This window comes from Catellatospora vulcania (assembly GCF_009720385.1).
Taxonomy (GTDB): domain Bacteria; phylum Actinomycetota; class Actinomycetes; order Mycobacteriales; family Micromonosporaceae; genus Catellatospora; species Catellatospora vulcania.
This window is the reverse complement of record NZ_WARX01000001.1, coordinates 922,276-944,976: the sequence shown is the minus strand read 5'-3', so window position 1 is coordinate 944,976 and position 22,701 is coordinate 922,276. Positions and strand designations below refer to the sequence as shown.

General features: G+C 72.3%; 20 protein-coding genes. 8 read left to right on the top strand and 12 right to left on the bottom strand.

Annotation, left to right across the window (positions count from 1 at the left end):
- Nucleotides 1-15 precede the first annotated feature (15 nt).
- Complete coding sequence (locus F6W97_RS23535) at nucleotides 16-1,098, top strand: sigma-70 family RNA polymerase sigma factor (protein ID WP_155372568.1); 1,083 nt, start codon at nucleotides 16-18, stop codon at nucleotides 1,096-1,098.
- Nucleotides 1,099-1,107: 9 nt separating this feature from the next.
- Here F6W97_RS23535 and F6W97_RS23530 read toward each other — a convergent pair whose 3' ends face one another.
- Both F6W97_RS23530 and F6W97_RS23525 read right to left on the bottom strand, forming a co-directional pair.
- Nucleotides 1,108-2,355, bottom strand: a complete 1,248-nt coding sequence (locus F6W97_RS23530) for an MFS transporter (protein ID WP_155372567.1) — start codon at nucleotides 2,353-2,355, stop codon at nucleotides 1,108-1,110.
- A gap of 142 nt (nucleotides 2,356-2,497) precedes the next feature.
- Nucleotides 2,498-2,890 carry a hypothetical protein gene (locus F6W97_RS23525; protein ID WP_155372566.1) on the bottom strand — a complete coding sequence of 131 codons (393 nt, stop codon included), beginning with the start codon at nucleotides 2,888-2,890 and terminating at the stop codon, nucleotides 2,498-2,500.
- A 340-nt stretch (nucleotides 2,891-3,230) separates the two neighbouring features.
- Between F6W97_RS23525 and F6W97_RS23520 the strand changes: the two genes are divergently transcribed.
- On the top strand, nucleotides 3,231-6,044 hold the full coding sequence (locus tag F6W97_RS23520) for an AfsR/SARP family transcriptional regulator (RefSeq protein WP_155372565.1): 2,814 nt from the start codon (nucleotides 3,231-3,233) through the stop codon (nucleotides 6,042-6,044).
- A gap of 150 nt (nucleotides 6,045-6,194) precedes the next feature.
- Here F6W97_RS23520 and F6W97_RS23515 read toward each other — a convergent pair whose 3' ends face one another.
- Nucleotides 6,195-6,641 (bottom strand): hypothetical protein, encoded by a 447-nt coding sequence (locus tag F6W97_RS23515; RefSeq protein WP_155372564.1) that lies wholly within the window; start codon nucleotides 6,639-6,641, stop codon nucleotides 6,195-6,197.
- A 260-nt stretch (nucleotides 6,642-6,901) separates the two neighbouring features.
- On the bottom strand, nucleotides 6,902-7,453 hold the full coding sequence (locus F6W97_RS23510; RefSeq protein WP_155372563.1) for a TetR/AcrR family transcriptional regulator: 552 nt from the start codon (nucleotides 7,451-7,453) through the stop codon (nucleotides 6,902-6,904).
- Nucleotides 7,454-7,556: 103 nt separating this feature from the next.
- Between F6W97_RS23510 and F6W97_RS23505 the strand changes: the two genes are divergently transcribed.
- Nucleotides 7,557-8,816 carry an MFS transporter gene (locus F6W97_RS23505; RefSeq protein WP_155372562.1) on the top strand — a complete coding sequence of 420 codons (1,260 nt, stop codon included), beginning with the start codon at nucleotides 7,557-7,559 and terminating at the stop codon, nucleotides 8,814-8,816.
- A 162-nt stretch (nucleotides 8,817-8,978) separates the two neighbouring features.
- Nucleotides 8,979-9,839, top strand: coding sequence for an SAM-dependent methyltransferase (locus F6W97_RS23500; protein WP_155372561.1), 861 nt, complete (start codon nucleotides 8,979-8,981; stop codon nucleotides 9,837-9,839).
- A gap of 10 nt (nucleotides 9,840-9,849) precedes the next feature.
- Here F6W97_RS23500 and F6W97_RS23495 read toward each other — a convergent pair whose 3' ends face one another.
- Both F6W97_RS23495 and F6W97_RS23490 read right to left on the bottom strand, forming a co-directional pair.
- Entirely contained in the window at nucleotides 9,850-10,464 is a 615-nt protein-coding gene (locus tag F6W97_RS23495; protein WP_155372560.1) for a dihydrofolate reductase family protein, read from the bottom strand.
- A 51-nt stretch (nucleotides 10,465-10,515) separates the two neighbouring features.
- Nucleotides 10,516-10,797, bottom strand: coding sequence for a DUF1905 domain-containing protein (locus F6W97_RS23490; protein ID WP_230686983.1), 282 nt, complete (start codon nucleotides 10,795-10,797; stop codon nucleotides 10,516-10,518).
- Nucleotides 10,798-10,882: 85 nt separating this feature from the next.
- Here F6W97_RS23490 and F6W97_RS23485 point away from each other — a divergent pair, with 85 nt between their 5' ends.
- Nucleotides 10,883-11,227, top strand: coding sequence for a PadR family transcriptional regulator (locus F6W97_RS23485; RefSeq protein ID WP_230686900.1), 345 nt, complete (start codon nucleotides 10,883-10,885; stop codon nucleotides 11,225-11,227).
- Nucleotides 11,224-12,243 carry a hypothetical protein gene (locus F6W97_RS23480; protein WP_155372558.1) on the top strand — a complete coding sequence of 340 codons (1,020 nt, stop codon included), beginning with the start codon at nucleotides 11,224-11,226 and terminating at the stop codon, nucleotides 12,241-12,243. The genes F6W97_RS23485 and F6W97_RS23480 overlap by 4 nt, the downstream gene beginning before the upstream one ends.
- A gap of 36 nt (nucleotides 12,244-12,279) precedes the next feature.
- On the opposite strand, the gene F6W97_RS23475 is transcribed toward F6W97_RS23480, so the two are convergent.
- The 3 genes from F6W97_RS23475 to F6W97_RS23465 form a co-directional block, all read right to left on the bottom strand.
- A complete protein-coding gene (locus F6W97_RS23475; RefSeq protein ID WP_196279285.1) occupies nucleotides 12,280-14,085 on the bottom strand; it encodes an alpha/beta hydrolase in 1,806 nt (601 codons plus the stop codon).
- Nucleotides 14,086-14,204: 119 nt separating this feature from the next.
- Nucleotides 14,205-14,648, bottom strand: coding sequence for a DUF3291 domain-containing protein (locus F6W97_RS23470; protein ID WP_155372556.1), 444 nt, complete (start codon nucleotides 14,646-14,648; stop codon nucleotides 14,205-14,207).
- A 31-nt stretch (nucleotides 14,649-14,679) separates the two neighbouring features.
- Entirely contained in the window at nucleotides 14,680-15,306 is a 627-nt protein-coding gene (locus tag F6W97_RS23465) for a helix-turn-helix transcriptional regulator (protein ID WP_230686899.1), read from the bottom strand.
- A gap of 138 nt (nucleotides 15,307-15,444) precedes the next feature.
- On the opposite strand from F6W97_RS23465, the gene F6W97_RS23460 reads away from it, so the two are divergent.
- Nucleotides 15,445-16,137 carry a hypothetical protein gene (locus F6W97_RS23460; RefSeq protein WP_155372555.1) on the top strand — a complete coding sequence of 231 codons (693 nt, stop codon included), beginning with the start codon at nucleotides 15,445-15,447 and terminating at the stop codon, nucleotides 16,135-16,137.
- Between the two features lie 58 nt (nucleotides 16,138-16,195).
- On the opposite strand, the gene katG is transcribed toward F6W97_RS23460, so the two are convergent.
- The 3 genes from katG to F6W97_RS23445 are packed head-to-tail and all read right to left on the bottom strand — an operon-like array spanning nucleotide 16,196 to nucleotide 20,198.
- Complete coding sequence (katG, locus tag F6W97_RS23455; protein WP_155372554.1) at nucleotides 16,196-18,427, bottom strand: catalase/peroxidase HPI; 2,232 nt, start codon at nucleotides 18,425-18,427, stop codon at nucleotides 16,196-16,198.
- A gap of 33 nt (nucleotides 18,428-18,460) precedes the next feature.
- Nucleotides 18,461-18,892: a Fur family transcriptional regulator gene (locus F6W97_RS23450; protein ID WP_155372553.1), complete on the bottom strand. Its 432-nt coding sequence runs from the start codon at nucleotides 18,890-18,892 to the stop codon at nucleotides 18,461-18,463.
- A gap of 52 nt (nucleotides 18,893-18,944) precedes the next feature.
- Entirely contained in the window at nucleotides 18,945-20,198 is a 1,254-nt protein-coding gene (locus F6W97_RS23445) for a WD40 repeat domain-containing protein (RefSeq protein ID WP_230686898.1), read from the bottom strand.
- 1,001 nt (nucleotides 20,199-21,199) lie between these two features.
- Here F6W97_RS23445 and F6W97_RS23440 point away from each other — a divergent pair.
- The gene (locus F6W97_RS23440) at nucleotides 21,200-22,651 is read left to right on the top strand and encodes a non-reducing end alpha-L-arabinofuranosidase family hydrolase (RefSeq protein ID WP_196279326.1); all 1,452 of its coding nucleotides are present in this window, start codon (nucleotides 21,200-21,202) and stop codon (nucleotides 22,649-22,651) included.
- Nucleotides 22,652-22,701: the final 50 nt, after the last annotated feature.

The window sequence follows — 22,701 nt, the reverse complement described above, 5'->3', positions numbered from 1 at the left end:
CTCCTAGCAGGTGATATGTCACTCGTACCTGATAAAGACCGGGCGCGTCCGGCAGAATCGTCGCTTGTGAGCGAACTTTCCTCCGCCGTGGCCGGGGACGCCGACCTGGCCCTGGCCCAGGGCGGGGACGACGCCGCGTTCACCCGGCTCGTCGAGCCGTTGCGAGCCGAGCTGCACGCACACTGCTACCGGATGCTCGGCTCCGCCCACGACGCCGACGACGCGCTGCAGGACGCGCTGCTGCGGGCCTGGCGCGGGCTGGACCGCTTCGCCGGGCGCGGCTCGCTACGGGCCTGGCTCTACACCGTGGCCACCCGCACCTGCCTGGACCTGGTCGAGGCCCGCGGCCGGCGGGCGCTGCCGATGGACCTGGGCCCTTCCAGCGCCCACGCGGTGCTCGGCCACACACCGCTGACCGAGGTCGCCTGGCTCGGGCCGTACGCCGACGCGGGCCTGGGGACCGGTCCGGCCGGGCCGGGCGCGCGCTACGAGCAGCGCGAGGCGGTCGAGCTGGCGTTCGTGGCCGCGCTGCAGCACCTGCCCGGCAACCAGCGGGCGGCGCTGCTGCTGTTCGAGGTGCTGGGCTTCTCCGTCGCCGAGATCGCCGCGATCATGGACACCTCGACCACCTCGGTGAACTCGGCCCTGGCGCGGGCCCGGCGGATCGTCGCGGAGAAGGTGCCCTCCCCCAGCCAGCAGCAGACCCTCCGCAAGATCGGCGACGCGAAGGTGCGCGACATCGTGCGCCGGTTCGCCCAGGCACTGGAGCGCGGCGACGCCGACGCCCTGATCACGCTGCTGGTCGAGGACGTCACCTGGTCCATGCCGCCGCTGCCGCACTGGTATCACGGCCTGGCCGCGGTCACCGACTTCGCCAGACGGGTCCCGCTCAACGCCTGCGGCTCCTGGCGGCACCTGCCGGTCAGCGCCAACGGCCAGCCCGCGGCGGCCTGCTACCTGCGCCCCGAAGCGACCGGCGAGCACCTGCCCTGGTCGGTCAGCGTGCTGACCCTGCGCGACGACCGCATCGCCGAGGTCACCGCGTTCATCGGGGTCGAGCACTTCACCCGGCTCGGCCTGCCCGCCCACCTGCCCTGAGGCGTGCGTTCACGCGGCGACCGGGACCGCCTCCTCGTCGGAGTGGGCGATGCGGGTCAGCTCGCGCCACAGCAGCACGACGAAGGCCGCCGAACCGGCGAAAGCGAACCAGAACGGCGCGGTGACGCCGAAGTGGGTGGCCAGCACGCCGCCGATCACCGAGCCGACGACCAGCCCGCCGAAGACGCAGATGGTGTTGAAGCTGTTGACCCGGCCCTGCAGCTGCTCGGGCACGGCCCGCTGGCGCACCGTCACGGAGGTGGTGCCCCAGACGAACGCGTGCGCCCCGAAGACGAAGAAGATCGCCGAGGCCACCACGGGGGAGGTCGTCACGGCGAGGCCGAGATGGGTGAGCGTCTCGATGATCAGCCCGACACGCATCACGTTGCCCAGGCTGACCCGGCGGGTGATCGCGCCGTACAGCGCGGTGCCGAGCAGGCCGCCGACCGCCGAGACCGTGGTGAGCAGGCCGAACCCGATCGCGCCGAGGCCGAGCTGCTCCTGGGCGTAGAGCACGAGCACCGACCACGCCGCCCCGAACGTCACATTGAAGATCAGAATCGTGAGCACGAGGGTACGCACCGCCGCGTGGTTCACCGTCCAGCGGAAGCCCTCGGCGACGTCCCGCCGCAGGCTGCGCCGTTGTTCGGTGGGCCGCTCCCGGGCCGGCAGCCGCACCCGCGACACCAGCACCACGCTCGCGGCGACCAGCACGGTCTCGGCCGCGAACGGCCACACCGTGCCCGCGGCGAACAGCGCCGCCCCGATCGGCGGCCCGATGAGCTGGTTGAGCGTGATGAAGCCGGTCTGCAGCCGGGCGTTGGCCACCGCCAGGTCGTCGCGGTGCACCAGCATCGGCGTGAGCGTGCCCGCGGTGTTGTCGGCGAACACCTCGGCGACGGTCAGCAGGCCCAGTGCGACCAGCGCGCCGACCGCCGACAGGAGCCCGGCGAGCATCGACGCCACGAGCCCGGCCAGCACGAGGACCCGGGCCAGGTTCGCCACGATCATGATCCGTCGGCGGTCCAGCCGGTCCGACAGCACGCCTGCGTACAGGCCGAACACCAGCGGCGGGGCCCAGCGCAGCAGCGCGGCCAGCGAGATCAGGAACGGGTCGTCGGTCAGCGTGGTGACCAGCAGCGGCCCGGCCGCGAGCGCCACCCCGTCGCCGAGGTTGCTCGACCAGGACGAGGCCAGCAGCCAGCGGTAGCCCCCGCCGAGCCGGGCGGGCACGACGGATTCCACTACCCTGCGCACAAGGTCGAGACCCTACGGCCACCCACCACCCACCCGCAACGCCTATTCACCGCCCGCCCCGCCGGTCGCCCTGCAGTTTCGGGGAAACTGCCGCATCGAGGGCTGCGATAGGCGCAGTTTCCCCGAATTTGCGGCAGCGCCGTCAGCGGGCGGCGAAGCCGATGACGGCGAGCACGGCCGAGGCGAGGGCGAGGACGCCGGAGACGGCCTCGCCGCGAGCGGAGAAGCGGCCGGCGCCCCAGCGCTGCGGGAACAGGAACTCGTCGGCCCGGCGGGCCTTGACGACGACGTACGCCGCGTAGAGGTTGAGCAGGGCGGCCCCGACCGCGACCGCAGGCAGCAGCCACGAGTGCCAGACGGCGAGTGCGATGCTCAGCGCCAGCCCCAGCACGCCGGCCAGGGTCGCGGGCAGCCCGGCCGCCTGCCAGCCGCGCGCCTCGTAGAGCGTCGAACGGGTCCGCGCCCGGCGGCCGGGCTGCATCCGTGCGGCGGCATCGGCGCGATTCGCCCGGACTTCTCGTCGTGACTTCGGCATGGGTGGCAGTGTGCCCGACGCCGTCCAGCTCCGGTGTCCCTGCGTGGGTGATCCCGGACTCCACTGCCGACGGTGGGCCGCAGGCTCCGGCGGACCGGCTTGAGGCGTGGTCCCGGGGCGGCCGAGGTCCCCCGAATCTCGGCCCGCCCCGAGAACATCGGCACGTCGGCGTGCCAGCCGACGAACGCGCACGGTTTGATCACAGGCGTTTCACGCCGTGCCGTACGCTCGCCGATACCGCGCATCGTGTCCGATCGCGGTACAGGCGCTGTACAACGCGGACCGTGACCGCCTGAGCACATTTCGTTGTCGGGATCGTGGTCGGGAAGGCGAGACGGCAGTGGAGTTCCAGGCGCTGGGACCCCTCCAGGCGGTACACGACGGACAGCAGGTCTACCTGCCCTCGGGCCACAAGCCGCGGCTGGCGCTAGCCGTCCTGCTGGCCCGGCTGGGCCGGCCCGTCGCCATGGACACCCTCGTCGAGGCGCTGTGGGCGGACCAGCCACCGGCCTCGGCCCGGCGCAACGTGCACCAGTACATCAGCCAGCTGCGCGGCGCCCTGGGCACGGAGCGGATCCAGAACGCCGCCGACGGCTACACGGTGCCCGCCGGTGAGCTGCTCGACGCGGCCCGGTTCGGTGAGCTGAGCACCGCGGCCGCCGAGGCGCTGGACGGCGGTGACGTGGAGTCCGCCGCCCGGGACTGGCGGACCGCCCTGGACCTGTGGCGCGGCCCGGCGTACGCGGAGTTCACCGGGTGCCTGCTGCTCGCCGACGAGGCCACCCGGCTGGACCAGCTGCGCCTGGACGCGTACGAGGGCTGGGCCGAGGCCGAGCTGGCGTTGGGGCGGCACCGGCAGCTGACCGGGATGCTGGAGACGCTGGTCGCCGAGCAGCCGTTCCGCGAGTTCGTGCGCTGCTGCCTGATGCTGGCCCGCTACCGCAGCGGGCGGCGGGCCGAGGCGCTGGAACTGTTCCGGGAGACCCGGGCTCTGCTGCGCGACGAGCTTGGCCTGGAGCCGGGCCCGCAGCTGCGGGCGCTGCACGAGGCGATCCTGCGCGACGACGAGCGGCTCACCCGCCCCGGCCGGTACGACTTCGAGCCCGACCCGCCCCCCGCCGCCGATCCGGTGACGGTCCCCCGGCAGCTGCCCGTCGACGTGACGGGCTTCACCGGCCGCGACGGGGCGCTGCGGGAGCTGGACCTGATGCGCGACAGGGACGCCGCGGCCGGTCCGGCCCGGGTCGCCGTCATCACAGGCAGCGCCGGGGTGGGCAAGACCTCGCTCGCGGTGCACTGGGCGCACCGCGCCGCCGACCGCTTCCCCGACGGCCAGCTGTACGTCAACCTGCGCGGCTTCGACGCGGGCGGCCCGCCGACGAGCCCGTCGCAGGCGGTGCGCGGCTTCCTGGACGCGCTGGGCGTGCCGTCCGCGCGGATGCCCGCCGACCTCGCCGAGCAGGCGGGCCTCTACCGCAGTTTGCTGGCCGGGCGGCGGGTACTGCTGGTGCTGGACAACGCCCGCGACGCCGACCAGGTGCGCCCGCTGCTGCCGGGCACGGCGGGGTGCCTGGTGCTGGTCACCAGCCGCAACCAGCTGTCCGGCCTGGTCGCCGCCGAGGGCGCCCGGCCGGTGTCGCTGGCCATGTTCACCACCGCCGAGGCGCGGCAGCTGATCACGCACCGGCTTGGCGACGCCGCGGTGACCCGGGAGGACCGCGCCGTCGCCGACGTCATCGCGCGCTGCGGCGGGCTGCCGCTGGCGTTGGCGATCGTGGCGGCCCGCGCCGCGTCCAGCCCCGCGCTGCCGCTGGCCGCGCTGGCGGCGGAGCTGGCCGACGGGCGCGACAACCTGGACGCGTTCAGCGGCGACGACGCGGCCACCGACCTGCGCGCGGTGTTCTCCTGGTCCTACTGCCGGCTCAGCGACGGCGGCGCGCGCATGTTCCGGCTGCTGGGGCTGCACCCGGGGCCGGACGTCTCGCTCGCGGCGGCGGCCAGCACGGCCGGGCTGACCGTGCGGCAGGCGCGCCCGCTGCTGGCCGAGCTCACCCGGGCGCACCTGGCCGTCGAGCACGGCCCGGGGCGGTTCCTGCTGCACGACCTGATGCGGGCGTACGCCGCGGAACTGGTCACCGACCACGACACCGAGGCGGACCGCTTCCTGGCCCTGCGCCGCGCGTACGACCACTACCTGCACACCGCCAACAGCGCGACGCTGATGGTGTACCCGCACCGGCACCGCATCGCGATCCTGCCGCCCGACGAGCAGGTGACCCCGGAGGTGCACGCCGACCGTGACGCCGCCTACGCCTGGTTCGCCGCCGAGCACCAGGTGCTGCTGGCCGTCATCCGGCAGGCCTACGAACTCGGCTGCGACGGGCACACCTGGCAGCTGGCCTGGACGCTGATCACCTATTTCGACCGGCAGGGCCACTGGCTGGACCAGGCCGCCACCCAGCGCACCGCGCTGGACGCCGCGCTGCGCTCCGGTGACGTGACCGGCCAGGCGCACGTCTACCACGGGCTCGGCGTGTCCAGCACCTGGCTGGAACGCTACGACGAGGCCCAGCAGCACTACGACCGCGCCATGGACCTGTTCGCCCAGTCCGACGACGCGGCCAGCCAGGCCAACACCCTGCTCGCGCTGACCTGGCTCGGCGAGCGCACCACCCGCTACGCCGACGCCTACACCTACGCCGAGCGGGCATACCAGCTGCACCGGGCCACCGGCGACAGGTCGGGGCAGGCCAAGGCGCTCAACACGATGGGCTGGTTCCAGACCCTGCGCGGCGACCACGCGGCCGCGATCACCGCCTGCGAGGAGGCGCTCGCCCTGCACCAGGAGGTCGGTGACCTGGCCGGGCAGTGGGAGACCTGGGACAGCCTGGGCCACGCCCACCACCACCTCGGCAACCACGAGCAAGCCGTGATCGGTTTCGGCAACGCGCTGGACCTGGTCCGCCAGACCCGCGACCGGTACTGGGAGGCCTTCATCGCCGACCACCTCGCCGACGCGCACGTGGCGCTCGGCGACCCGGGCACCGCCGACGGGCTGTGGCGGGACGCAGTCCGGATCATGGAGGAGCTGGCGCACCCCGACGCCGAGCGGATCCGCGCCAAGCTGCGCCCGCCCGACCCGGACGTGGCCTGATCGCGCCGTCCGCGACCGGCGTCGACGCGGCCTGCACGAACGCGAACGCGAACGGAGCGGCGAACACGAACGGCGAACGGCGAACTGAGCGGCGAACACGAACGGGGCCGCCACGCTGATCAGCGTGGCGGCCCCGGCGGTCGTGCGCCCTTACCGGGTGGACAGCCGCTCTTCGGACTCGATCTCGGCGTCCCGAGCGATCTTGGCGTCGCGGGCGGCCTTGGCGGCCTCGACCTCGCGTTCGGCGTCGGCGGCACCGGCCTCGGCGGCACGCTGCGCGGCCAGCTCCGTGGCGATGGTGTCGTGCTTGCGCTTCAGGGCGAGGTTCTCGGCCCGCTGCGCCTGCATCTCCCGACGGGACGCCATGCGCCGGCGGGCGCTGCGACCGGCTCCGCCGAAGAGCATGAACAGCGCGACGAGCATCAGCGCGCCGGCGGCCGCGCCGATGAGGAACACCTCGCCGACCGTGAGCGAGGCACGGTAGCCGAACAGCTCGACCGTGCCCGCCGAGGTGGTGAACAGGCCGTCATTGTCCATGAAGGCCACGAGCGCCAGTCCGGCCAGGCCGAGGACCAGCAGCAATCCGAGCAGCATCATCGTTGTGCCTCCTGCGTGGCGACAGCTGTGTTGTTCGTGGTGACGGGGTGCGGATACCCGCCGGGCGCGGCCGTAAACCGCTGCTGTCGCCGCAGAAACGAAGGTTCCCCGCCGACCACGGGGGAAGTCGGCGGGGAACGTCTATGACGATACTCCTCCGGCCCCGCGTCGCAAAGACCGCAGTGCGAAGCTGTTCGTTCAGATTTTCCGGTCTGCATCGGAGCCGGCGGCGGACCGTACGTCGTGATCGGACGCCGGTTTCAGCGCCCCGCGAACAGACGGCTGACCAGGGCCCCGGCCAGGTCGTCCTCGGCCAGGCTCCACGGCCGGAACAGCACCCGGTAGACGATGGGCGCGATGACGTGGTCGATCACGTCGTCGACGGGCGGCCCGTCGCCGGCCCGCTCGATCAGCAGGGTGGCCTCGGCCCGGCGGTTGCGCAGGCAGTCCGAGTCGCCCGCGCCGGCCGCCGCCGCCCCGCCGCGCAGCAGCGCCGCCGCGGCCGGCTGGCGGAAGTGCTCGATGATCTCCTGCGCCCAGCGGACCAGGTCCTCGCCCAGGTCGCCGGTGTCGGGCAGGGGCCGGTCCGGCGAGATCCGGTAGGTCGCCAGGTCGTTGATCATGGACGCGGCGTCGCCCCAGCGACGGTAGACGCTGGTCGGGTTCACTCCGGCGCGCTCGGCCACCATCGGGATGGTCACCTGGGCGCTGCCGCGCTCGGCGACCAGTTCCTCGACCGCCGAACGCACCGCGGCCAGCACGGCCGCGCTGCGGCCGCCGGTACGCCGGGCGGGGCTGGGTGTGGCAGACATGACTCCCACTCTAACGCAGAAATATTTGCTTTAACTTCCGCGCTGTGGCTACGGTCGCCTACGACGTAAAAGCAAAGATATTTGCCTTAGGGAGCGCCACGTCATGACCATCGTCGAGCGGGCCACGCCTTACCTGCCCCGCCACTCCGTCCGGGCACCCCGGCGGCCGCTGTCACCGACCGTCGCCTTCGCCGGCGCCGCGCTCGCGTTCGCGTCGCTCTACCTCGCCGCGGGTGCGCCGACCCCGCTGCTCGTCCTGTTCCAGCGGCAATGGGGCTTTGCGCCGTCCATGCTCACCGTCGCCTTCGCCGCGTACGCCTTCGCGCTGATCGCCGCCCTGCTGGTGGCCGGCTCGCTGTCCGACCACGTCGGCCGGCGTCCGGTGCTCGTCGGCGCGCTGCTGGTGGAACTGGTCTCCATGGTGATGTTCGTGTTCGCGCCGAACCTCGGCTGGGTCATCGCCGCCCGGGTCGTGCAGGGCCTGGCCACCGGCGCGGCCAGCAGCGCGTTCACCGCGGCCCTGGTGGAACTGGCTCCGCCGCGATACCGCCGGTGGGGTTCGCTGATCGGCGGCGTCGCCCCGGCGGGCGGCCTCGGCCTGGGCGCGCTGCTCACCGGTGCCGCGGTCCAGTTCACCCACTCCGCCAACGTGATCGTGTTCAGCACGCTGACCGTGATCATGGCGCTCGGCGCGGTCGTGCTCTACCTGTCCGCGGAGACGTCCGCGCCGCGGCCCGGCGCGCTCGGTTCGCTCGTGCCGCGGGTGAGCGTGCCGCGCCCGGCCCGGCGCGAGTTCGCCGCCGCCGTGCCTGTCCACCTGTCGGCCTGGATGATGGCGGGCCTGTTCATGGGCTTGGGCCCGACCATCGTGCGCGGCGTCTTCCACCTCGACAGCGGCCTGCTCAACGGCGCCACCGCGTTCCTGGCCCCGGGCGCCGCCGCGGTCGCGGGCGTCATGACCGGGCGGTTCCACGGCCGCCGCGCGACGGTGCTCGGCAGCGCCGGGGTGCTCGCCGGCACGGTGGTCGTCGCGGCCGGGATCGGCGCGGGCCTGCTGCCCGTCGTCCTGCTCGGCGCGATCGTCAGCGGGCTCGGTTTCGGGTCGGCCTTCGGCGGCGCGCTGCGCCTGATCGCCCCGCACGCGCAGCCGCACCAGCGGGGCGGGCTGTTCGCCGCGGTGTTCCTGGTCGCCTACCTGTCCTTCGGACTGCCGCTGATCGTCGCCGGCCAGGGCGTCGCCCTGCTCGGCCTGATCCCCACCATCCTCACCTACACCACCGCCGCAGTGCTCGTGGCAGCGGCGGGCCTACTCACCCAACTCCGCCTGCACCGCCGCGACACCACCCTGCCGGCCACCGCCTGACCCGCCCCCCGCTTTCGCAACTCTTGAAGACTTGCGCCCTCCGAGCGGCTCGGAGGGCGCAAGTCTTCAAGAGTTGTCGGGCTTGGGGCCGGGCGGGGCGGGGCCCGGGGCGGGGTCGTCGTGTCGCGCGGGCAGGGGGGCGAGCGTCTAGAGTGGGCGGCCATGAGCTCCCAGGCGGATGCGGCAGCGGGTGCCGAGCGGGTGCGCCGCTACTACGACAACAACGCCGCCGCGTTCGAGCGGCTCGGGCAGGGCGGCGCGTCCATCCACCGCGCGGTCTGGGGTCCGGGCGTGGCCAGCCGGGCGCAGGCCTTCCACCACGTGGACGAGCTGCTGCTCGACACGCTGCCACCGGACCTGCCCCGACCGTCCGTCGTGGACCTGGGCTGCGGGCTCGGCTCGAGCCTGCTCTACCTGGCGGCCCGGACCGACCTGACCGGCGAGGGCATCACCATCAGCCCGCTGCAGGCGGCACGGGCCGCGGAGCTGATCACGGAAGCCGGTATGGCCGACCGGGTGCGCTGCCGCGAGGGCAACTTCCTGGCCGTCCCCGACGACCTGGCCGGAACCGCCGACCTGGCCTTCTCCATCGAGGCGTTCATCCACAGCCCCGACGCCGACGGCTACTTCCGGGAAGCGGCCCGCACCCTGCGGCCCGGCGGACGCCTGGTCCTCTGCGACGACTTCCTCACCTCCGCCGCCGCACCGGGCTCGCCGCGGATTGCCCGCCGGATGGCGGAGTTCCGCACCGGCTGGCACGTCGGCTCGCTGCTGACCGTCGGCCAGGTGCGCACCATGGCCGCCGTGCACGGCCTGGAACTGGTGCGCGACCTGGACCTGACGCCGTATCTCGAACTGCGCCGTCCGCGCGACCGCTGGATCAGCGCGCTGCTGGCGGTGGGCCGCGTGTTCCGCCCGTCGGGCCTCTACTGGCAGTCGCTGGTCGGCGGTGACGCGCTGCAGTGGGCGCTCATCCACGACCTGCTCAGCTACCGCTTCCTCGAGCTGCGCCGCCGCGGCTGACCCGGGCGGGTCATTCGACCTCCATGGAGCCGTACGCGGGCGCCCCGGCCGATTCCAGGGTCTGGATCGTCACGCCGGTCGGGGTCGACCTGACATCGGCCAGCCGGAAGGTCGACGGCGTACGCCCCTGCGCGAACAGCCGCATGCCCGAGCCGAGCACGACCGGGAACACGATGAGCCGGACCACGTCGATCAGGCCGGCGTCGAACAGCGTCTGGGCGAGCGCGCCGCTGCCGTGGATCTGCAGTTCCCTTCCCGGCTGCTCCTTGAGCTTGGCGACCTCGGCGACCACGTCCCCGCCGAGGATCGTGCTGTTGTGCCAGTCCGCGCTGGTCAGCGTGCGCGAGGCGACGTGTTTCGGCAGCGTGTTGAGGGCGTTCGCGACGGGGTCGTGCGGGTCGGTGGACCTCGGCCAGGCCTCGGCGAAGATGTCGTACGTGCGCCGGCCGAGCAGGAACGCGTCGACCTCGCCGAAGACGCCGTTGATGAAGTCGCCCAGGGTCGGCTCGAAGAACGGCACCACCCAGCCGCCGTGGGCGAAGCCGCCGGTGGTGTCCTCGGCTGGGCCGCCGGGGCCCTGGTACACGCCGTCGAGGGTCACGAACTCGGTGAGTGTCAGTCTCATACCGGTACGACGAACCGGCGGCCCGGAAGTCATCGGTCCGGGGCCGGGAAATCAGGCGTCGACGGCCAGCCGGATCGTCACCGTGTCACCGGCGTCGAGCTTCTCGGCCCGGCGCACCACGGCCTTGACGGGCACGATGTAGCGCCCGTCCTTGGGAAACAGCGAGGTCGTCCAGCCGGTCGTGCCGATGCGGGCGGTCACCGGGATCATGCCCCAGCCGTAGCTCACCTGCGACGACGCGTCCTGCAGGGTCTGGCAGTGCTCGTCCGGCACGGTCACGAAATACCACGGCGCCGGGCCTCGCCAGAACCAGATCTCGCCGCTGAACTCCATGTCCACCGGGCCAGGATAACGAGCCGGTACGACACCTCCCATTACTACGATTGACAGAGTATACCGATAATCGTAGTGTCGGCCCATGCGGTTGCCTGAACCTACGTTCTTCATCCTGACCTCCCTCACCGAACAGCCGTTGCACGGCTACGGCGTGATGCAGGCCGCCCGGGAACTGTCCGGCGGCCGCCTGCAGCTGCGCCCCGGCACGCTCTACGCGGCCCTGGATCGGCTCGCCGAGGACGGGCTGCTCGTGGTCGACCGCGAGGAGGCGGTCGACGGCCGGCTGCGCCGCTACTACCGGCTCACCGATGACGGGGCCGCCGCGCTCGCCGCTGAGGTCGAGCGGATGCGAGCCGACGCGACCGTCGCCGCGGCCCGGCTGCGCCATCGCGGCGCGGCGGGCCTGGCCCTGGAGGGCGGCCGATGAGCGAGGAACTACGCAGGCGGTACGAACTGCTGCTGCTGGCCTATCCCCGCTGGTATCGCCGGGAACGCGGCACGGAACTGCTGACCACGCTGCTCGACGACGCCGCCGAGGGGCAGCGCCGGCCGCGCCGCGCCGACGCGCTGGACCTGATCGCCGGAGGGCTGCTCACCCGGCTGCGCCCACCGCGGGGCTCCGCGGCCCGGCTGCTGACCGCGGTGTGCGCGCTGTACGCGGCACTGGCCGGCATGGCGCTGGCCGTGCTGGCGGGGCCCTATCCCGGACCGCCCGCGGCACAGGACGCCCTCGCCGCGGCGACGACGGCCTTCGGCCGGGCGCCGCAGGGGGCGCCCGGCCTGGCGGTCGATTGCGACCTGGCGTGCCCGGACGTCAAGGGCGCCCACGAGATGGTCGTCTTCGACCACTCCGAGGACCGCACGGACACCGTGGTCGTGTGGGCGGACCCGGCCGTGGCGGACCTGGCGCAGGCGCAAGCGCGGCTGGCCGCCGCAGGGTGGTCGGCGGATCCTGTCGTGGGCGAGGTCAGCGGGCTGCGTTCGTTCGACGCGGTGCGGGACGGGTTGTCACTGTCGGTGTCGTTGCCGCCGCCCACGGAGTCCGACGCCCGGGCCGTGCTGGTCGTCTCGAAGCGACCCACAGCCTCGGTCGTCACGGCGGCGCTGGCCGGCGCGCTCGCCGGCGCGGCCGTGGGCTGGCTCGCCGTGGTGTGGGCGCTGCAGCGGCGACGCCGGCACGGGCCCGCACTGCGCCTCGCGTCGGCGCTGGCCGGGGCCCCGTTCGCGCTCGTGGCGACGGTGACCCTCGGGTACGCGCTGCTGTGGGCCGTCACGCCGGTGCTGACCGGCGCCCCGGTCAATGCGGTGGCGGTGCCGCTGGCCCTGCTGACGCTGCTGCCGGCGGTGACCGTCGCGGCGGCCGGATCGGCGGTGCTGTGCTGCGCCCTGCTCGCGCTGCCCGGCCGCGGCGCCGCTGCCGCACTCGGGCGTCGACTGGCGTGAACGCCTGGCAGGCATCGGCCCTCCAGGCGTGCACCATCACGACGACGGACCCCTGGGGACCTTGCTCGGGCTCCGCGGCCCCTGCGGCGCGGCGGCCGGCTCGTGCCGGATGGCGGGCTGCGGATGGTCGGCGCCGGCGGGAGCCGGACCGCCCTTCTTCCGGGAGCCCCGGGCACGGCCACCGGCCTTCGCCGACCGGTCTGCGGATGGGACAGGACCCGGCTGCGTCGGCTTGACCGGCGGTGGCCCTGGCTTCGCTGACGACCCGGGCCGAGGCTTCGCGGGCGGGGTGAGCACGACCGGAGCCGACGACTCCGGCTCGGCTGAAGGCTCGGGCCGAGGTATCGCGGACGGCACGGGCCCGGCTGTCGCGGACCGCTCGGGCCCGGTTGTCGCGGACGGCACGGGCCCGGCTGTCGCGGACGGCACGGGCCCGGTTGTCGCGGACGGCAAGGGCCCGGCTGTCGCGGACCGATCGGGACGGGCCGTCGCGGACGGCTCAGCCGACGGAGCAGGCACGGCCGGTCCGCGCGGATCAGCCGGCGGCAGCGGGCACCGGTTCACCCTGCCGTCGCCGTCGACGATCCACTGCTCGGTGGGGAAGTGCTCGCCCCGCACCCGGGCCGCCAGCCAGTCGGCCACCAGGCTCGGCGCGTACGGGCCCAGGCGCGACGACGGCACACCGCCGATGTGGTGCGGCGAGTCCTGATAGATCACGAGCTGCCGCGGGCCCTGCGCCGCGGCGAGCAGGCCGCGGGTGTGTTCGAGCGGGCTCAGCTCGTCCTTCTCGCCCGTGACGGCCAGGAACGGCATCCGGATCCGCTCGGCGTGCCCCTGCCAGGTCAGGGTCCGGGTGAACCGGTCGAACTCCGCCTCGTCGGTGTGCCCGGTCATGTACATGAAGCGCATCTTGTAGGTCGGCGACGCCTGCTCGAACACGGTCGTCCAGCCGGGCTGGAGGAAGACCTCCGCGACGGCGCAGGCGCGGATCCGGGGCTCGTGGGCCGCCGCGACGGTCGCGGCGAACGAGCCGAAGCCGCTGCCGGTCAGCACGACCCGCGCCGGGTCGAGCTCGGCCCGTCCGGCCAGCCAGTCCAGGCAGGCGGTGCCGACCTGCGCCCAGGCGGGCACGCTGAAGTGGGTGCCCAGCAGCGTGCATTCGTACTGGCCCGGCCCCTCGATCGCGAGCACGGCGAACCCTCGGCTGAGGAACCGGTCGCCGTGCAGGGCCACCGTCGCCTCCTTGCCGCTGTCCAGGTCCGGCACTGCCACGACGACGGGGATCTGCCCGTCGGTGTAGCCCGGCGGCAGGTGCAGCCAGGCCGGCAGCGAGCCGCGGTGGGTCCCCGGGAACGGGATCGACACCGCTTCGACGCGGTGGTCGGCCAGCTCGGCGTAGCGGGTGTAGCAGGCACGTTTGCGCTCGTGGTACCGGCGGCCGGCGGCGTCGTCGGCGTGGCCGGGCCACTGTGCCGCGCTCCAGTGCACGGCCGCGATGAAGTAGTTCTCCCGCGCGGTCACCAGGTCGCCCATGGCCTCGGCGGTCCGCGCCCGCTCCTCCCGCCGGCCGGCGGTCTCCTCGAACGCGGGGGCGATGTCGTCGTAGTCCCGCGCCTCCCGGCGTACGGCGGCGAAGTCGGCCGCGGCCTCCGTCCCGCAGGCGGCGTTCCAGTGCACCGAACGGGGGTGGTCCCAGTCGACCCCGCGCTCGGCGATGGCGGCCGCCCACCGCTCGCGTTCGGCGATCCAGCGTCTGACCGGCGGTGTCGTGCTCCCGGCGGGGTCGCGCTGATCCACGGTGCTGTCGGCCGCCCTGGTCTGGTCGGCGAGAATCCTGTCCATCCCGGCTCCTCTCCTTGCGACCAATCTGCCCTGACTCGGCCGCCGAAGTGACCAATTCGGGTACATCGGGCGTAAATCGGCACAGGAGCGACGGGCCGCGGTCGGGCGCGGAAATTGGATCAGGCGGGCGGTCCGTGAAAGTCCCGGAACGTGAAGGCGTCCGCCCCGGGGCCGTGCTCGGCGAGCAGGGCCAGGCGCGCCATGCCCTCCGCGGCGCTCGGCAGGTGCCCGTCCGGAATCCACCACATCACGCTGTGGATCTCGACGGTCCGCTGGAACCACTCCCTGCGCCGCTGCAGCACGGCGAGGTGGCGCGTCCGGTAGACGTAGTCCCACAGGTCCTGCCGGCCGCGCCAGACCGACATGTTGATCAGCAGGTCGTCGCCGAAGTCGTGCCGGTAGGTGAGCGCCGGGTCGGACTCGGACTCCCGCAACCGCCACACGAACCCGGGCGCGCCGTCGGCCAGCGCGTTGATCGGTTCGAGCAGGGCGACGAACTCGGCCAGTTCCGGGGCGTCGATCGGGGCGATCAACCGCCCGACGTTGAGCTGCGCGAGATGCATGGCTCGATCGGACCACCCCGCCGGTTCTATGTCAATCCGAATTGTTTTTAGAGAACGAGACGCAGCATTCGTTCGGCCGCGGATCGAGTTCCGCGTTCGCGTCCCCGCCCGCGATCCCCTGACACAGCGCCAGGTTCATCGCACACACCAGCAGCGGCTGCGCCTGCGCGACCAGCCGGAAAGGACAGTTGCGCAGGCGCACCCGCCCGCCGTCGGCATAGGGCTCGTAGCCGCGCGCCCGCAGCGCCGCCAGCCACCCGCCGGGCTCGTACAGCCGCTGCCCCGCCGCGGCCGCCGCCGCCACGGCGCGGTCGTCGGCAGCCAGGTCATGGACCGCATCGGCAAGCAGCGCGGCCAGCTGCTCGTAATCCCGGTGGGGCAGGGTGACCTTCCGGTCGGCGGCCGCCCGTCGGTAGACCTTCGCCGGACGCCCGCCGCCCGGACCCGGCCTGGCCTCGGTCAACCGCATGAAGTCGACCTCCAGCAGGCCCGCCTCGGCGAGCTTGTCCAGGTGGAAGGCCGCGAGGGTACGCGAGATCCCCGCCTCCTGCGCCGCCTCGTTGCGCCCCACGGCCCGGCCCTGGGCCGCGACATAGTCGTAGAGCGCCCGGCGCACCGGGTCGTGCAGCGCGGCCACCGCGGCGAGATCGTCGGTCACCCCCGAAGTGTGCCTGCTGAGCAGCACCGAAGCTAACCCCGGGTGCTCGTGGTGCCCGCCGGCGGGCGGGTGTGACCTCAGTCTGATGTGGAGGCAATCGCTTGGCACGGCCTTGCCGGGCCGTGTGAGACTCCAGTGGTGACGCTGCCTCCACCGCCGAATCCTCCCGGCTACCCCGGCGCCGCCCCCTGGGGACCCGGCGCGGTCCAGCCGCCCCCGCCGAAGAAGAACAACACCCCCCTCATCATCGGCCTGGTGGTCGGCGTGGTGGTGCTGTGCCTGGTCGGCCTCTGCGGGGGCGGATTGGCCTACAACTACCTCAACGACGACGAGAGCCCGTATGCGAACGGTTCGCCCTCACCGGCCACCCAGCAGACCAGCCGCCCGTCCGACCTGTACTCGCCGCCCGAGGTGATCCCGACGACGGAGGCCCCGCTGCCCGCGCCGGCCGCCGTCGGCGACTGCATCTCCGTCAACGAGACCGGTGACTTCCTCGGGCTCGGCAACTGCAACGGCTCGCGCGGGACCTACCGGGTGCTGTCCGTCGACCGTGCGCAGGGCGACTGCGCCGACCCCAAGGGGGCGTGGATCACCACCGACGGCTACCGGCTCTGCCTGGAGCTGTACCTGGTGCGCACCTACTGCTACAAGCTTCCGACGGACACCACCTTCGCGGTCGCCGCGCCGAAGTGCAAGGCCAAGGGCACCGTGCACATCATCGACATCGTGCGCGGCGGGTCCAACGGCGACAAGTGCACCAAGGACCTCAAGTGGAACCACTGGTACCGGTTCCTGCACCCGACGGTCGTCTACTGCGTCATGAAGTACTGACGTCCGCCATCGGCGAAGCCCGCCGGATGCGTTCCGGCGGGCTTCGTCGACGAACGGATCAGGCGAGGTCGTACCGGCCCAGGTTCATGACCTTGACCCAGGCCGCGGCGAAGTCGCGCACGAACTTCTCCTTCGCGTCGTCGCTCGCGTAGACCTCGGCGAGCGCCCGCAGCTCCGAGTTGGAGCCGAAGACCAGGTCGGCACGGCTGCCGGTCCACTTGACCTGCCCCGTGGCGAGGTCACGGCCCTCGAAGGTCTCGGCGTCGGCGGACGTCGCCGTCCACGCCGTGCCCAGGTCGAGCAGGTTGGCGAAGAAGTCGTTGGTCAGCGACCCGGGCGTGTCGGTGAACACGCCGACCGTGGACTGCCTGGTGTTCGCGCCGAGCACCCGCAGGCCGCCGACGAGCACCGTCATCTCGGGCGCGCTCAGCGTGAGCAGGTTGGCCCGGTCGACCAGCAGGTACTCGGTCGGCAGGCGGTTACCCTTGCCCAGGTGGTTGCGGAAACCGTCGGTGGTGGGCTCCAGCGCGGCGAAGGACTCCGCGTCGGTCTGCTCCGCCGTGGCGTCGGTGCGGCCCGGCGTGAACGGGACCTCGACCGGGGTGCCCGCGGTCCGCGCGGCCTGCTCGACCGCGGCGGACCCGCCGAGCACGATCAGGTCGGCCAGCGAGACCTTCTTGCCACCGGTCTGGGCGGCGTTGAACGACTGCTGGACGCCCTCCAGGACGTGCAGCACGCGGGCCAGCTCGTCGGGGTCGTTGACCTCCCAGCCGCTCTGCGGCTGCAGGCGGATGCGCGCCCCGTTGGCGCCGCCGCGCTTGTCGCTGCCGCGGAACGTCGACGCCGACGCCCACGCGACCGAGACCAGCTGCGACACCGTCAGGCCGGAGGCCAGCAGCTGCGCCTTGAGGGCCGCCACGTCGGCGGCGTCGACGAGCTCGTGGTCCACCGCCGGGACCGGGTCCTGCCAGATCAGCGTCTCGGCGGGGACCTCGGGGCCGAGGTAGCGGGCGATCGGGCCCATGTCACGGTGGGTCAGCTTGAACCAGGCCCGCGCGAACGCGTCCGCCAGCTCGGCCGGGTTCTCCAGGAAGCGCCGGGAGATCTGCTCGTACACCGGGTCGAAGCGCAGCGCGAGGTCGGTCGTCAGCATCGTCGGGGCGTGGGTCTTGGCCGAGTCGTGCGCGTCGGGGACCGTGCCCGCGCCCGCGCCGTCCTTCGGCTTCCACTGGTGCGCGCCCGCCGGGCTCTTCGACAGCTCCCACTCGTACCCGAACAGGATCTCGAAGAAGCTGTTGTCCCACGCCGTCGGCGTGTTGGTCCAGGCGCCCTCGAGGCCGCTGGTGATCGTGTCGCCACCGACGCCGGTGCCGAAGCTGTTCTTCCAGCCCAGGCCCTGCTCCTCCAGCGAGGCGCCCTCGGGCTCGGCGCCGACGTGGTCGGTGGTGCCCGCGCCGTGGGTCTTGCCGAAGGTGTGGCCGCCGGCGATCAGCGCGACGGTCTCCACATCGTCCATCGCCATGCGGCGGAACGTCTCGCGGATGTCGCGGGCCGCGGCGATCGGGTCCGGGTTGCCGTTCGGGCCCTCCGGGTTGACGTAGATGAGGCCCATCTGCACCGCGGCCAGCGGGTTCTCCAGCTCGCGGTCGCCGGAGTAGCGCTCGTCGCCCAGCCAGGTGGTCTCCGGACCCCAGTAGACGTCGGCGTCGGGCTCCCACACGTCCGGACGGCCGCCGGCGAAGCCGAAGGTCTGGAAGCCCATCGACTCCAGGGCGACGTTGCCGGTGAGGATCATCAGGTCGGCCCACGAGATCTGCTGGCCGTACTTCTTCTTGACCGGCCACAGCAGGCGGCGGGCCTTGTCCAGGTTGCCGTTGTCCGGCCAGCTGTTGAGCGGCGCGAAGCGCTGCATGCCCGCGCCGGCCCCACCGCGGCCGTCACTGATGCGGTACGTGCCGGCGCTGTGCCACGCCATGCGGATCATGAACGGGCCGTAGTGCCCGTAGTCGGCCGGCCACCAGGCCTGCGAGGCCGTCAGCACCTCGGCGATGTCGCGCTTCACCGCGGCGAGGTCGAGGCTGCCGAACGCCTCGGCGTAGTCGAAGCCCTCGCCCAGCGGGTTGGCCACGGCCGGGTTCTTGGCGAGGATCTTCAGGTTGAGCTGGTTCGGCCACCAGCCGCGGTTGCCGTCACCCTGGGTCGGGTGGGGCGCACGTCCATGCGCCACCGGGCAGCGGGACTCCGCCCCGGCCTCAGCGTCGTGGACGACGGCATCGTGGTTTTCAGACATCGGTTTCCTTCCGTGGCGTGCGAAACAGTTGGGTCAGGAACTGCCTGCGGTGGAGCAGCCGGGGCACCGGCCCCAGTAGACGACCTCGGCCTCGTCGACCGAGAAGCCGTTGCCGTCGGACGCGGTCAGGCAGGGCGCGTCGCCGACCGCGCAGTCGACGTCGGCGATGAGCCCGCATGACCGGCAGACCATGTGGTGGTGGTTGTCCCCGACCCGCGACTCGTAGCGGGCCACCGAGCCGGCGGGCTGGATGCGCCGCACCAGGCCCGCGGCCGTCAGCGTCTGCAGCGAGTCGTACACGGTCTGGTGCGAGACCTCGGGAAGGTCACCGCGCACGGCACCGATGATCGAGTCCGTGTCGGCGTGCGGATGCGCGAGCACCGCGCTCAGCACCGCCAGCCGGGGACGGGTCACCCGCAACGCGGCTCCGCGCAGTAACTGCTCGAAGTCCGTGGTCGTGGGCACGCCCCGTAGTCTGGTCTGTTTTCTGGAATCAGTCAAGAATACACAGATGATCTTACGCGGCACCCGCGGTCCGCCAGCGCCGCAGCACGCTGCCGCCGAGGCAAGCCAGTTCACCCGTGCCGCGGTGATGGCGGGTCGGCGCGAAGCCGGGCACGACGCCGGTGCGCTCGCCGGTGACCGGATCCCACACCTCAAGACCGGCGGCCCCGGCGGCGTAGAGCCGCGTCCCGTCGGCGAACAGCTCGCCGTCCGGCCCCGCGAACGCCGACACCTGCCGACCGGTGACGGCGTCGAAGACACGTATGCCCGCCAGCATGGCCCGCTCGTCGGAACCGATCCCGGACAGCGCCACCCGCCGGTCGTCGAGCCAGCACATGGGCCTGTTCCAGTAGTAGTCCCGCTGCGCGAGCCCCAGCAGGCTCGGGCCGTCCTCGGACTCCCAGATGTTCACGTCGAGCCACCGGTCGACGCTCCATACGCAGGGCACCCCGAAAGGCGACCACACCCAGCCGTCGTCGAGCAGCAACTCCCCGCCCGGCGACAGGGCCAGGCCGCCGTGGAAGTAGTCGAGATAGTGCTCCGGCAGCGGCTCGCTCTGGCGATACGGCTCGGCCGCGCGGGCGGTGAGCAGCTCACCCGTGGCGGCGTCGGAGACGTCGAGCCGGTTCCAGTCGGATCGGTGGATGACCAGGGTCCGGTCGTTCCGCTCGAACATCGCCAGGGAGAACGGCACCGTGTCAGGCCGGTGGTCGCCGCCGTCCAGCGTCAGCGTCACCGCGCCGGTGCGCAGGTCGAGCACCTGGCCGTGCCGGCCGAAGTCGTTGACCACCGCCGCGAACCGGCCGTCGCCGTAGGTGTGCAGCCGGCGGCGCAGCTCGTGCCCCGCCCAGGGCTCGTGCTCGGGTTCCGCGGGCACGGTCGACCTGGCCAGCACCGTCCAGTCGCGGGTGTCCGCGGCGAACCGCCCGATCCACCCGTCGCGGTCCAGCAGCAGCCACACCGAGTCGGCCGCGTCGACCGGGGCGAAATCCACCGCGTCGACCGGTAGCGGTGTCTCCCGCACGGTCGGATCGAGCGGCCCGGGGCGTTCTGCGATCCCCGGGGTGCCGCGCCAGGCGCGCAGGTGCCCGTCCGAGTCCGCACAGCGGGCGACACAGCCGTCGCAGGCGATCAGCAGTTCCACAGGCCGACCCTCGGCGACGGCCTCGCCGCACGCCGGGCAGCACATGTCGAATTCGAGGCCGTGACCGGTCAGCAGTCGGACGTGAGCCGCCTCGGCGTCGTCGCCGACCAGGTGTCGACACATCCGACCAGGTCCGGCATACGCGATATGACCGCAGGGCAGCAGCTCCACGGCGGCATCGTGCCAGAGGTGGGAGCAACGCCACCACACCATTCCGTACGGCCGTGCGGCGCTCGCGCTCAGCGCCGGCGGTCTTTCAAGCAGTCTGGGACGTGCGCGCGCAGCACACGTGCATGTGGGGAACGGACGGGACGGGACGGCTCGGGCGGGGCAGGGAGCGGGGCGACGCGACCTCGACACGCCTCACATCGGCTTCAGTCCATGCGAATGCTCCTGTTCGTCGGCCAGCCGTCATCTGGTGCTTCCATCGATATCCGACGAGATTGCCAGATTGTTTCCCCGCTATCAAGAGCCAGTACTCGACTCGGCCCGAAGAAGCCTTTCAACCGCCCCCGAAAAGCGGAGGCGTTGAAGCGTTTGCCCAGCCAGATGCCGTTATCAAGGCCATCTGACATTGCAATGGAATGTTCTCTGCGACCGCGCTACAGAGCTGGGATAACACTTTTTCCGTTGGATTTTACGACGCTGTTCGCAAAAACTCTGCCGTCGCGAAGTGTTATGCGCGGCATGGCGCCGTGGTCGCCTGCGCAGGCAGCCGCTTCCGGATCAGGCCACCCCTGGCGGGCTGGGCGGTCCGGTCCCCGGCGCACATGTTCGAAACATTTTCGCCGGTATTGACGTACGCCTTGTTATCGTTCACATTCGACTGACGGGACGGCGAGACACGCAAGCGTCACAGCGCCATCAGCTAGACCAGGAGCAGGGCGACGTCATTTAGGACGTGCTCCACGGCGACGATGTGACCGATAACCATTTCCCGATCAGCTCAGTGACCGCACCCCCGTGGACGGCCGTACCCATCGGCCGGCCCACGGCGCTGCGTCGCGTACTCATCCGGCCGACGGGCCGCACCGATATCGAAGGAGGATGCCGTGACCGGCATCAGCACCATCCCACCGACCATCTCCCGCAGACAAGCCTGGCGCACCGCGTTGATCACCGTTGTGGTCACCGCGCTGGCCAGCGTGGGCCTGGTCGTCGTCGGCACGAGCGGCGCGCAGGCCGCCACCGTCGACACCAGCGCCTGGTACATCCTGGTCAACCGCAACAGCGGCAAGGCCCTCGACGTGTACAACTTCTCCACCGCCGACGGCGGACGCATCACCCAGTGGACCCGAGGCACCGCCAACAACCAGCAGTGGCAGTTCGTCGACTCCGGCAGCGGCTACTACCGCCTCAGGTCCCGCCACTCCGGCAAGGTCCTCGACGTCTCCGGCTTCTCCACCGCCAACGGCGGCGCGATCGTCCAGTGGACCGACAACAACAGCAACAACCAGCAGTGGCGCCTGGCCGACTCCACCGACGGCTACGTGCGCCTCATCAGCCGCCACAGCAACAAGGCCCTCGAAGTCCAGGGCGCGTCGACCGCCGACGGGGCCAACATCGTCCAGTACGACGACTGGGGCGGCGCCAACCAGCAGTGGCAGCTCGTCCGCGTCGGCGCCACGCCCAGCCCGACCGCGTCCTCCTCGCCGCAGCCGCCCGGCAACTGCTCGCTTCCGTCGAGCTACCGCTGGACGTCGACGGGGTCGCTGGCGAACCCCGCGAACGGGTGGGTCTCGCTCAAGGACTTCACCCACGCCCCGTACAACGGTCGGCACCTCGTCTACGCGACGACGCACGACACGGGGTCGACCTGGGGTTCGATGAACTTCGGCCAGTTCTCGAACTGGTCTGACATGGCCTCGGCCGCCCAGAACCGGATGCCGTTCGCCGCCGTCGCGCCGTCGCTGTTCTACTTCGCCCCGCGCAACCTCTGGGTGATGGCCTACCAGTGGGGTGGTCCCGCGTTCTCCTACCGGACCTCGACCGACCCCGCCAACGTCAACAGCTGGTCGTCGGCGCAGACGCTGTTCTCCGGGAGCATCTCCGGCTCCGGCACCGGCCCGATCGACCAGGCCGTCATCGGTGACAGCACGAACATGTACCTGTTCTTCGCCGGGGACAACGGCAAGATCTACCGGGCCAGCATGCCGATCGGGAACTTCCCGGGCAGCTTCGGCTCGGCCTCGACGGTCGTCATGAGCGACACGACGAACAACCTGTTCGAAGCGGTCCAGGTGTACAAGGTCGCGGGCCAGAACCAGTACCTCATGCTCGTCGAGGCGATCGGCTCGCAGGGCCGCTACTTCCGCTCCTTCACCGCCACCAGCCTCGGCGGCTCCTGGACCCCGCAGGCCGCGACCGAGTCCAACCCCTTCGCCGGCAAGGCCAACAGCGGCGCCACCTGGACCAACGACATCAGCCACGGCGAGCTGATCCGTAGCAACGCCGACCAGACCATGACCATCGACCCCTGCAACCTGCAGCTGCTCTACCAGGGCCGCTCGCCGAACTCCGGCGGTGACTACGGCCTGCTGCCGTACCGGCCGGGTCTGCTGACGCTGCAGCGCTGAGGTCCTGAAGCCGCACCAGCCCGACACCGCCCGACGGGCACGCCCAAGCC

What these genes read in the sequence shown, in the direction of transcription:
- F6W97_RS23535 (WP_155372568.1), top strand. Translation starts at nt 16, where the DNA reads ATGTCACTCGTACCTGATAAAGACCGGGCGCGTCCGGCAGAATCGTCG.
- F6W97_RS23470 (WP_155372556.1), bottom strand. Translation starts at nt 14,648, where the DNA reads ATGCATCTCGCGCAGCTCAACGTCGGGCGGTTGATCGCCCCGATCGAC.
- F6W97_RS23510 (WP_155372563.1), bottom strand. Translation starts at nt 7,453, where the DNA reads ATGTCTGCCACACCCAGCCCCGCCCGGCGTACCGGCGGCCGCAGCGCG.
- F6W97_RS23445 (WP_230686898.1), bottom strand. Translation starts at nt 20,198, where the DNA reads ATGTGTCGACACCTGGTCGGCGACGACGCCGAGGCGGCTCACGTCCGA.
- F6W97_RS23485 (WP_230686900.1), top strand. Translation starts at nt 10,883, where the DNA reads ATGCGGTTGCCTGAACCTACGTTCTTCATCCTGACCTCCCTCACCGAA.
- F6W97_RS23505 (WP_155372562.1), top strand. Translation starts at nt 7,557, where the DNA reads ATGACCATCGTCGAGCGGGCCACGCCTTACCTGCCCCGCCACTCCGTC.
- F6W97_RS23475 (WP_196279285.1), bottom strand. Translation starts at nt 14,085, where the DNA reads ATGGACAGGATTCTCGCCGACCAGACCAGGGCGGCCGACAGCACCGTG.
- F6W97_RS23500 (WP_155372561.1), top strand. Translation starts at nt 8,979, where the DNA reads ATGAGCTCCCAGGCGGATGCGGCAGCGGGTGCCGAGCGGGTGCGCCGC.
- F6W97_RS23525 (WP_155372566.1), bottom strand. Translation starts at nt 2,890, where the DNA reads ATGCCGAAGTCACGACGAGAAGTCCGGGCGAATCGCGCCGATGCCGCC.
- F6W97_RS23480 (WP_155372558.1), top strand. Translation starts at nt 11,224, where the DNA reads ATGAGCGAGGAACTACGCAGGCGGTACGAACTGCTGCTGCTGGCCTAT.
- F6W97_RS23515 (WP_155372564.1), bottom strand. Translation starts at nt 6,641, where the DNA reads ATGATGCTGCTCGGATTGCTGCTGGTCCTCGGCCTGGCCGGACTGGCG.
- F6W97_RS23495 (WP_155372560.1), bottom strand. Translation starts at nt 10,464, where the DNA reads ATGAGACTGACACTCACCGAGTTCGTGACCCTCGACGGCGTGTACCAG.
- F6W97_RS23490 (WP_230686983.1), bottom strand. Translation starts at nt 10,797, where the DNA reads ATGGAGTTCAGCGGCGAGATCTGGTTCTGGCGAGGCCCGGCGCCGTGG.
- katG (WP_155372554.1), bottom strand. Translation starts at nt 18,427, where the DNA reads ATGTCTGAAAACCACGATGCCGTCGTCCACGACGCTGAGGCCGGGGCG.